Annotated in this window: 12 protein-coding genes; 7 read left to right on the forward strand and 5 right to left on the reverse strand. The window is 66.0% G+C overall.

The features are described from left to right. Nucleotides 1-51: 51 nt before the first annotated feature. Genes ggpS through MRY80_RS15640 form a run of 3 tightly spaced genes read right to left on the reverse strand, consistent with a single transcriptional unit; the run spans nucleotide 52 to nucleotide 3,491 of the window. Entirely contained in the window at nucleotides 52-1,566 is a 1,515-nt protein-coding gene (gene ggpS / locus MRY80_RS15630) for a glucosylglycerol-phosphate synthase (RefSeq protein WP_293291983.1), read from the reverse strand. 3 nt (nucleotides 1,567-1,569) lie between these two features. Further along, the gene (locus MRY80_RS15635) at nucleotides 1,570-2,352 is read right to left on the reverse strand and encodes an HAD family hydrolase (RefSeq protein ID WP_293291984.1); all 783 of its coding nucleotides are present in this window, start codon (nucleotides 2,350-2,352) and stop codon (nucleotides 1,570-1,572) included. Beyond that, nucleotides 2,349-3,491, reverse strand: coding sequence for an NAD(P)H-dependent glycerol-3-phosphate dehydrogenase (locus MRY80_RS15640; RefSeq protein ID WP_293291985.1), 1,143 nt, complete (start codon nucleotides 3,489-3,491; stop codon nucleotides 2,349-2,351). Before MRY80_RS15640 ends, MRY80_RS15635 begins: the two co-directional genes overlap by 4 nt. Before the next feature lie 469 nt (nucleotides 3,492-3,960). Between MRY80_RS15640 and ppsA the strand changes: the two genes are divergently transcribed. Together ppsA and MRY80_RS15650 are read left to right on the forward strand one after the other, a co-directional pair. Beyond that, nucleotides 3,961-6,348, forward strand: coding sequence for a phosphoenolpyruvate synthase (gene ppsA / locus MRY80_RS15645; RefSeq protein ID WP_293291986.1), 2,388 nt, complete (start codon nucleotides 3,961-3,963; stop codon nucleotides 6,346-6,348). 117 nt (nucleotides 6,349-6,465) lie between these two features. Continuing rightward, on the forward strand, nucleotides 6,466-7,413 hold the full coding sequence (locus MRY80_RS15650; RefSeq protein WP_293291987.1) for a 1-phosphofructokinase family hexose kinase: 948 nt from the start codon (nucleotides 6,466-6,468) through the stop codon (nucleotides 7,411-7,413). Nucleotides 7,414-7,428: 15 nt separating this feature from the next. On the opposite strand, the gene MRY80_RS15655 is transcribed toward MRY80_RS15650, so the two are convergent. Further along, nucleotides 7,429-8,409, reverse strand: a complete 981-nt coding sequence (locus tag MRY80_RS15655) for a glucokinase (protein WP_293291988.1) — start codon at nucleotides 8,407-8,409, stop codon at nucleotides 7,429-7,431. A 172-nt stretch (nucleotides 8,410-8,581) separates the two neighbouring features. Between MRY80_RS15655 and MRY80_RS15660 the strand changes: the two genes are divergently transcribed. From MRY80_RS15660 to MRY80_RS15670, 3 genes are all read left to right on the forward strand, one after another. Next, complete coding sequence (locus MRY80_RS15660; protein WP_293291989.1) at nucleotides 8,582-9,238, forward strand: phosphoribosyltransferase; 657 nt, start codon at nucleotides 8,582-8,584, stop codon at nucleotides 9,236-9,238. 63 nt (nucleotides 9,239-9,301) lie between these two features. Continuing rightward, nucleotides 9,302-10,489, forward strand: coding sequence for a hypothetical protein (locus tag MRY80_RS15665; protein WP_293291990.1), 1,188 nt, complete (start codon nucleotides 9,302-9,304; stop codon nucleotides 10,487-10,489). Between the two features lie 36 nt (nucleotides 10,490-10,525). Next, nucleotides 10,526-10,975: a L,D-transpeptidase gene (locus MRY80_RS15670; RefSeq protein WP_293292047.1), complete on the forward strand. Its 450-nt coding sequence runs from the start codon at nucleotides 10,526-10,528 to the stop codon at nucleotides 10,973-10,975. On the opposite strand, the gene MRY80_RS15675 is transcribed toward MRY80_RS15670, so the two are convergent. Then, nucleotides 10,962-11,783, reverse strand: a complete 822-nt coding sequence (locus MRY80_RS15675; RefSeq protein ID WP_293291991.1) for a universal stress protein — start codon at nucleotides 11,781-11,783, stop codon at nucleotides 10,962-10,964. The genes MRY80_RS15670 and MRY80_RS15675 overlap by 14 nt on opposite strands. 157 nt (nucleotides 11,784-11,940) lie before the next feature. On the opposite strand from MRY80_RS15675, the gene MRY80_RS15680 reads away from it, so the two are divergent. Continuing rightward, on the forward strand, nucleotides 11,941-12,723 hold the full coding sequence (locus MRY80_RS15680; RefSeq protein WP_293291992.1) for a Crp/Fnr family transcriptional regulator: 783 nt from the start codon (nucleotides 11,941-11,943) through the stop codon (nucleotides 12,721-12,723). A 7-nt stretch (nucleotides 12,724-12,730) separates the two neighbouring features. Then, entirely contained in the window at nucleotides 12,731-13,774 is a 1,044-nt protein-coding gene (locus tag MRY80_RS15685; RefSeq protein ID WP_293291993.1) for a hypothetical protein, read from the forward strand.

A 13,774-nucleotide genomic window follows, 5' to 3' on the forward strand; every position in this document is an offset into this window, starting at 1 on the left:
ATTCTCGCGGCGAGTGTAGATCGGATCGTTTTACTTGCGGTTAACGGCGCCTCAGGCGGCCGGGCGCACGTCGCTACTTACGCGCGAAACATGTCGCGCGGCTTCGAAGAGCCGGTGCTGCTCGTCCGCCCAGGCCTTGATGTCGTATTTGCGCAAGGTCTCGCGCAGCGCCCGCATCCGGCCCCGCTTGTCCTCGCGCTCCATGTCGAGCGCCATGTCGATCGTCGTGTCCATCGACCGGTGCGAGAACGGATTGGTCACCACCGCCGCCGACATCTCGACTGCGGCGCCCGCGAATTCGGAGAGCACCAGCACGCCGTCCTCGTCCGTGCGGGTCGCGACGAATTCCTTGGCGACGATGTTCATCCCGTCGGCGAGCGGCGTGATCCACGCGACATCGGCGGCCCGGTAGTAGCCGACGAGTTCGCGGAACGGGACCGCCGTGGAAATCAGCGCGATCGGCTGCCATTCCAGCGACCCGAACCGGCCGTTGATGCGTCCGACGATCTGCTCGATCTCGCCCTGGATCGCCTCATAGGCGGTCATGTTGCGGTTGGCGCTGACGGAGACATGCATCAGGCGCACCTTGCCGCGCAAATCCGGCCGGCGCTCCAGCAGACGCTCGAACGCCAGAAGCTGTTCGATGCCGCCCTTGGTGTAATCCGTGCGGCCGACCGACAGGATCAGCTTAGCGTCGCCCAATTCCGCGCGGATCGCCTTCGTCTTCTCCAGCGTCTCGGCTTCTTCGGCGCGCTGCGAGATGAAGTCGACATCCACGCCGACCGGGCAGGCGCTGACCAGGATCTGGCGGTCGCCATAGCTGATCTGCGTCGGCACCGACCGCTCGACCAGCGCCGTGCCATCGAAGATCAGTTCGTCCGGCACCTTCTCGCGCTTCGCGACGTCCACGTCGAAGAGGGAGCGGGCCACCTGCACGAAATTGGCGGAGTAGCGCGGGATGTGGAACCCGACCACGTCGCAGGCCAGCAGGCTCTCGACGATCTCCTTGCGCCACGGAAGCACGTTGAAGATGTCCGGGGCCGGGAAGGGGGTGTGGTGGAAGAACGATATCCGCACGTCCGGCCGCAACTGGCGCAGATAGCCCGGCACCAGCCACAGATTGTAGTCGTGGATCCACACCACCGCGCCCTCGGCAGCTTCCGCGGCCGCGGCTTCGGCGAACGCCCAGTTCACCTCGCGAAAGGTCGGCCAGTCCACCGGGTCGTAATTGTACTTCTCCTTGAAGGAGTGAAGGATCGGCCAGAACGCCTCCTTCGACGTCACATGGTAGAAGCTGGAGACCTGATCGGCGGTCAGCGGCAGGCGCGACACGGTGTAATCGCCGTAATGGTCGCTGATCTCGATCACGCGCTCGAAATCCGGGTTGCTCGGATCCTCGGCTTCCTTCCACGCGATCCAGGCACCCTTCTCGACATGGCCGAAAAAGCTCTTCAGCGTCGGAACGATGCCGTTCGGACTCTTGTTTTCGCGAAACTCGATTTTTCCGTCGACCTCCACCTCCTCATAGGGCTGGCGGTGGTAGACGATGACGAGATCGGAGGGCATGGCTTATCCTTTCGGAGTGGGGTGAAGATCGAGCGCGGCAATGGCTTCCAGGATGCCGCCTGCGCCGATGGCTGATGCGGTGAAGACGTGATCGAGGTCGCGCACCCGGTTGAGCAGCGCCTCTTCGGCGCCGCCGACGGCGACGGCCTGGATCCCGCATTCCAGCATCGAGAGGTCGTTCAGCGTGTCGCCGGCCGCGAGCACGCGCTCTTCGGCGATGCCGAGATGGGCGACGAGCCGCTTCAGCGACGGCCCCTTGCTCACGCCCTTCGGCAACACGTCGAAGAAACGGTTGTCTGAAACGAGATGGTCAAGGTCGAGCGCCGCGATCTTCTCGGGCGCGCTCGGATCGTATTCGTCGGCGCGAAGATCGTAGCTGACCCGGAACCGGAACGGCGTCGGTTGCAGGTCGAGCCCCGGATGGCCGTCGAGCGCGTCGCGCACCGCGTCGCCCTTCGCGCCCCAGCGCCGCGAAATGTCGTCTTCCAGAGCGCCGATCGGCGAGATCGCGCCGCCGGACTTCACCTCGGCGATCGTGGTGCCGACGTCGCCGATGACATAGTCCGGCCAGGGCACGTTGGTCCCGGCGCAGATGTCGGCGATGAATTCCGGGTCGCGCCCGGTCACGAAGATCAGGCCGATCGTGGCGCGATTGTCCTCGATCCATGTGTAGAGCGTGTCGCGATCTTCGTCGCTGCCGCCGAGAAACGTCCCGTCGAGATCGGTCGCCAGCACGAAGTGGCGTTCGTGCAGGCGCTTGCCGTCGATGTTCTCATGCTTGGTCATGCGAAGGCTCCGGCGAGGTTGTCGAGATCGGTGACGCGCGCGGGATGGTCGATCACGATGTCGAGCGCCCGCGGTTCGCCGACGATCGGCTGCGACCACAAATGCGCGAAGGTCGCGTCGAGATCGGCACCCTCGTGCAGAACGTGATAGACGGCGGCGCAGATCGGCATGGCGATGTCCATGCGCCGCGCCAGGTCCATCACGGATTTGGCGTTCAGCTCGCCCTCCACGACCACGGGACGGCCCTCGAAACAGTCCTCGCGCGCGAGACCGCTTCCCAATTGGATGCCGAGCGACATGTTACGCGAGGTCTGGCTGGAGCAGGTGAGCGTGAGGTCGCCGGCGCCTGACAGGCCGGTGATCGTCTCGCGGCGTCCGCCGAGCGCCTCGGCAAGCGTCTTCATCTCGTCCATGCCGCGGGCGATCAGGGCCGCGCGCGTGTTTTCGGCGAAACCCGCACCTGTCATCATGCCGCAGGCGATGGCGATCACGTTCTTCACCGCGCCGCCGATTTCCACTCCGGTCAGGTCGTCCGAAATGAAGGGGCGGAAGGTCGGCGAGCTCAACGACAGCGCAAACCGCGCGGCCGGGCTGTCCGAGGGATCGAGCCGGTCTTCATGAGTGAAGTCGAAGGCGACAGTCACGGCCGTCGGATAGGCCTTTGCCGTCTCATGCGCGAAGGTCGGGCCGGAAATCGCGCCGATCCGGTGGCCGGGCGCTTCCTCGGCGACGACGCTGGCGAGCAGCCGGCCGGTGCCGGCCTCGATGCCCTTTGCGCAGAGCGCGATCGCGGTCTCTTCGTTCAGATGTTCCGCCATCCGGCGCCCCATCTCGCGCATGGTGTGCGACGGCGTCACGAGCATGACGGCCTCCGCGCCGGCAAGCGCTTCGGCCAGATCGGTCGTGGCGCGAATGCCGGCGGGCAGGTCGATGCCGGGCAGGTAGCGTTCGTTGCGGTCGCGTTCGTTGATCGTGCGAACGACCTCTTCGTCACGCCCCCAGATCGTCACGTCGCGCCCGGCGCGCCGGGCGACGGAGGCGAGCGCCGTGCCCCAGGCACCGGCGCCGATCACGGCGATACGGGAAAAGGGTCGCGTCTGGGCGATGACAGAATTTCTTTCGACAAGCGGGAGGGTCACGTTGGCTTTCCGTGGCTGTTGAACATCCGAATTGAGCATCGTTCGAAGCGGGTCGAACGGAATGAACGGAAGTCAAACGCCTGGCGGACGGGGAGCGGGGACACTGCCGGAAAGACGTGGCCCGCGGAAGAATTTGCGAAACCCGGATGAAATTGTGCGCTGCACACTCATGCTCTCAGACATAGACATCTGTTCACTTAATTCAACCGATTAGCGGGAAAAAGGTTCCCCGCATTGCAGCATTTTCTTTCGAACCCTTTGATTCCTTGGGCTGCCGGCGGATGAAACGTCTCGGCGAACGCACCACGGCCCGCTGCATCCCGCGCCCCGAAGCAACGCTCGCACGCCCCGCCGATTCGCACGTCCACGCCCCGGAACCGGCCTCGGGTTGACGTCAGTCAATGTGAATTCGGGCGTTCTGTGATCAGTAGGTTGCTTTCGTGGAGCAAAGAGGGGGGAACCTGTCACGATGTCCAGTTCCGAGACCGTAATCTGGCTTGAAGATGCGAGCCGCAAGGATGTGCCCCGGGTCGGCGGCAAGAATGCCTCGTTGGGCGAAATGCTCAACCAGCTCGGCTCGAAGGGCATCGCCGTGCCGTCCGGTTTCGCAACGACGTCGCAGGCCTACTGGCAGTTCCTGGAGGCCAACGACCTGATGGCCCGGATCGCCGAGGCGGTCGAGGAATATGTCGCCGGACACGTGACGCTGGCCGAAACGGGCGCGGCGGTTCGCAAGATGATCCTGCGCGGCACGTTTCCCGCCGACCTGGCGGCCGAGATCGGCGAGTTCTACCGCCAGATGTCGGCGAAGGCCGGCCGCGACGAGGTGGATGTCGCGGTGCGCTCAAGCGCCACGGCGGAAGATCTCCCCGACGCCAGCTTCGCCGGCCAGCAGGAAACCTATCTCAACATCAAGGGCGAGCGTGAACTGCTCGACGCCTGCAAGCGCTGCTTTGCGTCCCTGTTCACCGACCGGGCGATCAGCTACCGGCAGGTGAAGGGCTTCGATCATCTGAAGGTGGCGCTCTCCATCGGCGTGCAGCTGATGGTCCGCTCCGACAAGGGCGGCTCGGGCGTGATGTTCTCCATCGACACCGAGACCGGCTTCGACAAGGTCGTGGTCATCAACGCGGCCTGGGGCCTCGGCGAGAACGTCGTTCAGGGCGCCGTCGATCCCGACGAATTCGTCGTGTTCAAGCCGCTGCTGGAAAGCGGTGAATACCGCCCGATCGTCGAGAAGAAGGTCGGCGCCAAGGGGATCAAGATGATCTACTCCGAGGGCGCCGAAAAGACCCGCAACGTGCCGACCTCCAAGAAGGAGCGCGCGGCCTATGTGCTCTCGGAAGACGAGGTGCTGACGCTGGCCCGCTGGGCCGTGATCATCGAACAGCATTACGGCTGCCCGATGGACATGGAATGGGCGAAAGACGGCGACACCGGCGCGCTTTTCATCGTTCAGGCGCGTCCTGAAACCGTGCAGGCGCGCCGCGACCAGTCGTCCTTCAAATCCTACACCATCAAGTCCAAGGGCAAGGTCCTCACCAAGGGTCTGTCCATCGGCGGGTCCGTGATCGCCGGCCGCCTCTGCCTGATCGAGGACGTCGCCGACATCGACAAGTTCGTCGACGGCTCCATCCTGGTGACGGGCACGACCGACCCGGACTGGGTGCCGATCATGAAGCGCGCCGCCGGCATCATCACCGACCATGGCGGCCGCACCTCCCATGCGGCCATCGTCAGCCGCGAGCTCGGCGTTCCGGCGGTTGTCGGCACGGGCGAGGCGACGCACATCCTGCACAGCGAACAGGAAGTGACGCTGTCCTGCGCCGAGGGCGACGAGGGCTTCGTCTATGAAGGCTTCGCCGAATACGAGGAAAAGACCGAGTCGCTCTCCGACATTCCGGCGACCCGCACCAAGGTCATGCTCAACATCGCCAATCCGGGTTCGGCCTTCCGCTGGTGGCAGATCCCGACCGACGGCGTCGGTCTGGCGCGCATGGAATTCGTGATCAACAACCAGATCCAGGTCCATCCGATGGCGCTGATCCACTTCGATCAGGTGACGGACGAGGCGGCGCGCGAGAAGATCAAGCAGCTGACCCGCGATTACGACGACAAGTCGGAATATTTCGTCGACAAGCTGGCGCGCGGCCTGGCCCGGATCGCCGCCACCGTCTACCCGAAGCCGGTCATCGTGCGCATGAGCGACTTCAAGACCAACGAATATGCGGGCCTTCTCGGTGGCGCCGGCTTCGAGCCGGCCGAGGAAAACCCGATGATCGGCTTCCGTGGCGCGTCGCGCTACTATTCGGAGGCCTATCGGGCGGGCTTCGCGCTGGAATGCCAGGCCATGGCGCGACTGCGCAACGACATGGGCTTCGACAATGTGACGATGATGATCCCGTTCTGCCGCTCCGTCGGCGAGGCCGACAAGGTGCTCGAGGTGATGGCCGAAAACGGGCTGCATCGCGGCGAGAACGGCCTGCTCGTCTATGTCATGTGCGAGATCCCGTCCAACGTGATCCTGGCCAAGGATTTCGCCTCGCGCTTCGACGGTTTCTCCATCGGCTCCAACGACCTGACACAGCTCACGCTGGGCGTCGATCGCGACTCCGACACGCTGTCCGGCCTGTTCGACGAACAGGATCCGGCCGTCAAATGGATGATCTCCAACGTCATCCGCGAGGCGCATGCCGCCGGCGCGAAAGTCGGGCTGTGCGGACAGGCGCCGAGCGACCATCCGGAGTTCGCCGAGTTCCTGGTCGAATGCGGAATCGACTCCATGTCGGTGACGCCGGACAGCTTCATCGCGGTCAAGAAACAGGTTGCCGCGGCGGAAGCCGCGCAGGCCAAATAGGGCAACCCGGGACAGGCCGGCGGGCAGGGGACACAACCTGCCCGTCGGCATGGCATTCGGGTTGCGGATCGCGGCGCGACCTGACACCGTGGAGCCAGTGAGACTCCGACGAGGAAAGTGGCAGCCGCCGTGGAACGCATCCTGACAATCGCCCTCAATCCCGCCATCGACGTGAGCTGCGACGCCGAGCACGTCCGCCCGACGCTGAAGACGCGGACGATGAACCAGATGCACTACGCCGGCGGCGGCGGCGCCAATGTCGCCCGCGTCATCGCCGAACTCGGCGGCCGGGCGGAGCTGCTGTACTTCTCGGGCGGCTTCTCCGGCCCGCTCTACGACCGGCTTCTCGACGAATACGACATCGTCAAGCACCGCATCGAGATGGCCGGCTCCAACCGCATCGCGCTGATGGTGCATGAACTGAGCACCAATTTCGAATATCGCTTCGTGCCGGAAGGCCCGACGATCGACCCGTACGAACTCGAGCCGGTGCACGATTTCATCGAGGCCTATGAAGGCGACTACATCATCGCCAGCGGCAGCCTGCCGCACGGCGCCCCCGCCGACACCTACAGCCGCATGGCCGACGTCGCCCAGCGCAAGGGCATCCGGTTCGTCCTCGACACCTCGGGCGAGGCCCTGCGCAACACGATCGACCACGCCGGCATCTTCCTCCTGAAGCCGAGCATGAGCGAACTGGAAAAGCTGGTCGGCGAGCGGCTCGACGAGAATTCGGCCTGCACGGTCGCCACGGACCTCGTCAAGCGCGGCGCGGCCGAGAACATCGCGCTCTCGATGGGCAAGTCAGGCGCGGTGCTGGTCAATGCCGAGGGCATCGTGCGCATGCGGTCGATCCACGTCCGCGAGGCGTCGGCGGTCGGCGCGGGCGACAGCTTCGTCGCCGGCATGGTCTTCTGGCTGACCCAGGGCCACACCGTCCACGAGGCCTTCCGCTTCGGCATCGCCGCCGGCTCGGCCGCGGTGATGACGCCGGGAACCGAACTCTGCCGCCGCGCCGACGTCTACGCCCTCTACGAGAACGGCGTCACCCGCGCCCACGGGTGACGGCGGTTCCCGTCGTCAGACGGCACCATCCATCGGAAAGCGCTCCGACGTGGCGATCGCCGCGCCGCGCAATCCGGCGTCGTTGGCGAGGATCGCGTGCACCGGGATGGAGGCGAGGGCGTCCGACTTCGCGCCCTTGTTGGCGAAGAGCTCGCGGAAGCGGTCGCTGTCGAGGAGCGGCACGATCTTCGGTGTGATTCCGCGGCCGAGAAAGACGCCGCCCCGCGCGTCGTGCAGCAGCGCCAGGTCCCCGGCGACCCGCGCCATGATCGAAACGAAGCAGTCCAGCGTGTCGCGCGCCAGCGCGTCGTCGTCCTTCAACGCCAGATCGATGATCTCGCGCGCGTGCAGGCTCGGTTCGGGCAGGCCCTCCAGCTCCGAGAGCACCGAGTGGACGGTTTCCAGCCCGCGCCCCGACAGGACCGACTGGATCGGCGCGTATCCATATTCGCCGGCGACTTTCGCAAGGATCGCCATCTCGCGCTCATTCGTCGCCGAAAACGCCATGTGGCCGGCGGAGCCGGCGATCGGCGTTTGCCTGCCGGAGGGACCGATCAGCATCGCCGACCCGAACTCGCCGCCCGTGCCCAGCACGATCATCGGCGCGCCGTCGACGGGCTCGCCCCCGTTGATCCGGCACCGGTCATGCGCGTTGAGGAACGGCAGACACAGCGCCAGGGCCTCGAAATTGTTGACGAAATGGATCTTCTCGACGCCGCAGGCGCCCCGCACCTCCTCGGACGTGAAGCGCCAGGACGCGTTCTCGATGCCGATCCGGTCGCCGGTCAGCGGGTCGGCGACCGAGAAACCCGCGATATGCGGCCGGTCGGGAATGGCCTCCAGATAGTGGGCCACCGCTTCGGGAAGCGAGGTGAACATCTTCGTCTCGAAGACGGCGAAATGCTTCACCGACAATTTGTCGATGTCGCAGATGGCGAAACGGGCATGCGTTCCGCCGATGTCGCCAATGATCGCGCTGCGTTTGCTTGCTGGCATCAGGTCGGGCTCCTCCGCCGTCTCGAACATCTCCCAAGGGACGACGATCCTACATGCAGGCCGGGTCCGCGTGTTGACGTCAATCAACATTTTCATAACGCAGGCCGATTTGACTGCCGTCAATGCATGGAGGGCTGCGCAAAACCATCCTGACCGGCGGGAGGATCGGCGCATGCTGTTTCTTGATCGCGAGGATGCCGGGCGCAAACTGGCGGAACTACTCAAGGGCCGGGATTACGGCGACGCCGTGGTCGTCGCGCTTCCGCGCGGCGGCGTTCCGCTCGGCGCGGTCGTGGCCGACGCGCTGAACCTGCCGCTCGACGTGATCCTGGTGCGCAAGGTCGGCGCGCCGTCCCAGCCCGAACTGGCGCTCGGCGCGGTGACGGACGGCGACACCATGAAGCTCACCGTCAACAGGGAGATCCAGGCCGAACTGGGCCTGACCGACGAGGACGTCGAAGATCTGGCCCGTGCGCAACTGCCGGAAATCGAGCGCCGGCGAGCGAGCTACTATAAGGGTCGCGCGCCCGTGCCACTCGCCGGAAAGACCGTGATCGTCGTCGACGACGGCGTGGCGACCGGAGCGACGCTCAATTCCGCCCTGCGCCTTATCCGCGGCGAAAGACCCTCCCGGCTGATCCTCGCTCTGCCCGTCGCCCCGCGCGACACGCTCGAACGCCTGCGGGAGCACGCCGACGAGGTCGTCTGCCTCCACGCGCCGTCGCCCTTCCTGGCGGTCGGCGCGCATTACGCGGATTTCTCGCAGGTGAGCGACGAAGAGGTGGTGCGATGCCTTGAGCGCGCCCGAAATCTTGACGGCGGTCAATGATCCGCGCCCGCGCGCCTCTAGGGTGAATGCGATACCGATCTTGCCGCAACACGGGAGCACGCCATGAGCCTGCAAATGACGGTACGCATGTCAGCGATCCTCGCCTTCGTCCTCCTGTCGGTCGCCGCGCCCCGCGCGCAGCAGACCTATGGCGGCGACGTCTACGAATCCGGCGCCAACGCCTCGATCACGGCGACGGCCGCGCGCGACGCCTTCGTCGCCGGCTTCTCCGCCCAACTGGACGGGAACATCGGCGGCGACGGCCATGCGGCCGGCTTCGACGTCGATGTCGACGGCACGATCGGCTCGGACCTCTATGCGAGCGGCGCCACGGTCACGGTCGGCGGGCCGGTGGGCGAGGACGTCACCGTCATGGGCGCGACCGTCCGCCTGCGCCGGTCCTCGTCGGTCGGCGGCAATGCGCGGCTGATGGGCGGCTCGGTCACGGTCGAGGCGCCGATTGCCGGCAGCCTGGTGGCGAGCGGCGGCACCATCCGCCTCGATGCGCCCGTCGATGGCGATGCGGCGCTGAATGGCGGCGACCTGATCTTCGGAGACGGCGCCCGCATCGCCGGAACGCTGACCTATTCCGGCCCTGAACAGATCGACATTCCGGCCTCTGTCGCCGCGCCCGAACGGGTGCGTTTCGTGAAGACCGACGCCTGGAGCGCGATGGACGACTGGCGCGAGATCGCCGAGGGTTCGCGGCGCAGCCTGCTGCCGACGCTGTTCGGCAAGATCGCCGCTTTCGCGGTGACGCTCGCCTTCCTGCTGGTGATTGCCGCCCTGTTCCTCACCGTCGCGCCGGCAACGGTCGAGTCGGGCCGGCGACGGATCGTCGAGAGACCCGGCGCGACGTTTCTGGCGGGCTTCCTCACGCTTTCCGCCCTGTTCGGCCTCGTTCCGGTCAGCGCGATGACGCTCGTCGGCATTCCGCTGATCCCGATCGTCGTCCTGTTGATCGTCCTTGGCTGGACCTTCGCATACGTGCTTGGCGCCTATGCGCTGTCGTTGCGCGTCGCGACCGCCTTCTGGGAGGTGTCGGAATCCACCGTGGCGCAATTGCTGGTGCTCGCTGTCGGCCTCCTCGTGCTGGCCGTTTTGAACTTCATCCCGATTGCCGGATGGCTGGTCAACTTCACCATCGTCCTGCTCGGTCTCGGCGCGATTGTCCGGCTGCTGACCGGCTGGATGGCGGGGACGCCCCGGCAGCACCTCGCGGAGACGCCGGCAGATGCGCCCGCGGCATGAGCATCCGCGGGTGAATTCCCGCCGACACGCACCGTGATGCACAATCTGCGCGCCTTCCTCCTGTCCCTGCTGCTGGCCCTGTCGGCCGGCGGGGCTCTCCTTGCCGCCCCGGCGGCAGCCCGTGCGGAGCGCGTCACGGTGGATATCGACCTGTCGGACCAGCAGATGACCGTCCGCGCCGATGGCCGCATCCTCTACCGCTGGCCGGTTTCGACCGCGCGCCCCGGCTACCGGACACCGGTCGGGACCTATCATCCCTATCGGCTGGAACGGGAGTGGTATTCGACGATCTACGATTACGCCCCGATGCCCTGGTCGATCTTCTTCTTGCGGGGATACGCCATCCACGGCACGACCGATCTCGCCCATCTGGGCCAGCCCGCCTCGCATGGCTGCGTGCGCCTGCATCCCGACAACGCGAAGGCGCTGTTCGATCTCGTGCGCAGCGTGGGCATGCGCGAGAGCCTGATCGTCATCCGGCCATGAGGCGGTTGAGGTCGGACTGCATCAGCAGCGTGTAGGTGAAGCCGCCGAAGGCGCGCTCGCGCATGCGGCTGTGCCCGTAGGCGCCCGTCACCACCAGGTCCGCATGCTCGGCGCGCACTGCGGCGACGAAGGCGTTCGGCGAACTGTCGTGCTCGATGATCCGCGCCTCGGCCTCGACACCGTGGCGCAACAGGTAGCGCACGACATCCTGCGGACCCGACGCGTCGGCCCGGTTTCGCGCGTCGCCGGCCGCCAGCACGAGGGTGGTCTTCGCCAACCTCAGATAGGGCAGGGCGAACATCACCGCCCGCCGTGCCTGGGGCGTGTCCTTCCATCCGACGACGGCCAGACGGGGAGGGCGGAAGGCGGCGTTCTCGCCGACGAACAGCACCGGCCGGCCGGCATTGCAGACGAGTTCGCCCGGATCGACCGAGCGATAGGCGTCGCCGCTGGAAGCGCCGTGCGGCGTCCCCGAGATGATCAGATCGGCGGCGCGCGCGTGGATCAGCAACGCCTTGGTCGGCAGGTCCTGAGACTGCCGCCAGGCCGAATACTGGCCGTCGCCCGCGACCGCCATGAACTGCTGCCGCAGTTCCTCGAAACGGTGCGTGTTCTGCGCCATCGCGTCGCTGCGATAGAGTTCGTCGATGGCGACCCCCATCTCGCTGACATGCAGCGGACGCAGGCCCGTCGCGGCGAAACCGATGAGATAGGCGTCGATCTCGCCGGCCAGATCGGCTGCATAATGAAGGCGGGATTCGGAATTCCCGTCGAATTCGAGATGCGCCAGAATGCTCTCGTAGGACATCTCGGCCTCCCCGACGCGTGTCTGATCGCCGAGTCTCGCGCAACCAGCCGTATCGGCATTGATGCCGGTCAATCAGCGCCGGACGCCGTTTTTCATTTGTTTGACATTGCGCGCATGGAATGATGTCGTGGCCAGATCGTTTTCCGGATGGGGCAGCATGAACGACGCCGCTTTCACTCACGGCAGTTGCAAGAAGTGCGACACGTGCGCGATCCATCAGCGCTCGTTCTGCCGCGCGGCGTCGGACGAGGTGCTGAACGAGCTGTCGCGCATTTCCCATCTGCGGGAATACGAGAAGGGCCAGGTCATCGTCGCCCAGGGCGACGACGCCGAGATCGTCGGCAACGTCGTCAGCGGGATCGTGAAATTGACCAACATGTCGATGTCCGGTCAGCAGAACATCGTCGGGCTCCTGTTTCCCTCGGACTTCTTCGGCCGCGCCTTCTCCGACGAATCGCGATTCTCCTACGAGGCCGCCACCGACGTGACCCTGTGTTGCATGAGCCGTCACGCCTTCGAGACCTTCGTCGTCCGGCATCCCGAGGTCGAACACGAACTGCTCCTGACCATCCTCGACGAACTCGACGCCACGCGCGAATGGACGGCCATGACCTCGTGCCACACGACCATGCAGCGCGTCGCGACGTTCCTGTTCATCCTGTCGAGGCGGTCGGACGGCGTCTTCTGCGATCCGTCCTCGCGCACGCGGCTTCCCCGGCCGATCATCGCGCTGCCCATCGGCCGCCGCGACATCGCTGCCTACCTCGGCACCACGCCGGAAACGTTGAGCCGCAACATTCAGACGCTGGTGCGCCAGAACATCATCCGGTCCCTCGACACCAACCATTTCGAGGTGGTCGACATGCCCGGCCTGATCGACCGCACGGGCGAAACGCGCGAAGACCTCGAATCCATGTCCGGCGCGGAGCCGCTGAGGTGAAACGCCGGTGATCCCGCAGACGCCACTGGCCCTGACCGCATTGCTGTTCCTGGCCGGTGCGGCGGGTGTCTGGTTCAGCGGCGGGCGTCTGGTGGCCTATGCCGACGAGATCGCCGACCGCCTGCGCATCGGTCGGGCGATGATGGGTTTCGTCTTTCTCGCAACGGCGACCTCGCTTCCCGAAATCGTCACCACGGCCATCGCCGCTGGCGGCGGCGAGGCGCCTCTGGCGCTCGGCAACCTGCTCGGCGGCGTCACCCTGCAATTCGCGATGCTGGCGATCGCCGACGGCTTCGCCCGCCACGCGGCGATCACCTCCTTTCCGCGCAAGACCACAGTCGCGCTGGAGGGCGTGGCGCTGGCCTTCCTGCTCGCGCTGCTCCTCGCCGCCCTCACTTTGGGCGAACGGACCCTGCTGTTCCAGGTCGGCATCGGCGCGACCCTTCTCGGGCTCGTCTACGCGGCGACACTCGGCGTCCTGCGCCGGCACGACGCGGCCGATCCCTGGACGCCGGTCCATGTGCCGGAACAGGCCGAGGCGGAAGAGGAGAGCGTCTTCGTCAGCAGCTTTCCGCATCTCGGCACCACGACGCTCAACCTGCGCTTCCTGTTGCTGAGCGCCGCCATCCTGATCTCGGCCACGGTCACTGTGATCATGGCCGAGCGGCTTGCCGACCAGACCGGTCTCGGCACCGGGTTGATCGGCGTCACGCTGCTGGCCGGCGTGACCTCGCTTCCCGAATTGAGCACGACCGTCGCTTCGGTGCGCATCGGCGCCTACACGATGGCGATCTCGAACATCTTCGGCAGCAACCTCCTGATGCTCGGCCTCGTCTGGCCGGCCGACATCCTCTACCGAAAGGGCCCGATCCTCGCCGAATTCGAGCCGGTCCTCCAGCTCTCGCTGGTCTCGGGCCTGATTGTCACGATCGTCTATCTCGGCGGCCTGTTGCTGCGCAGTCGCCGGTCTCTGTTCGGCTTCGGCATCGACTCGCTGGTCGTGCTCGGCGTGTTCGCCTCGACCATGGTCCTCTACTGGGTCAGCGGCTGA

It is taken from the genome of Oricola sp. (assembly GCF_022763245.1).
Taxonomy (GTDB): Bacteria; Pseudomonadota; Alphaproteobacteria; order Rhizobiales; family Rhizobiaceae; genus Oricola.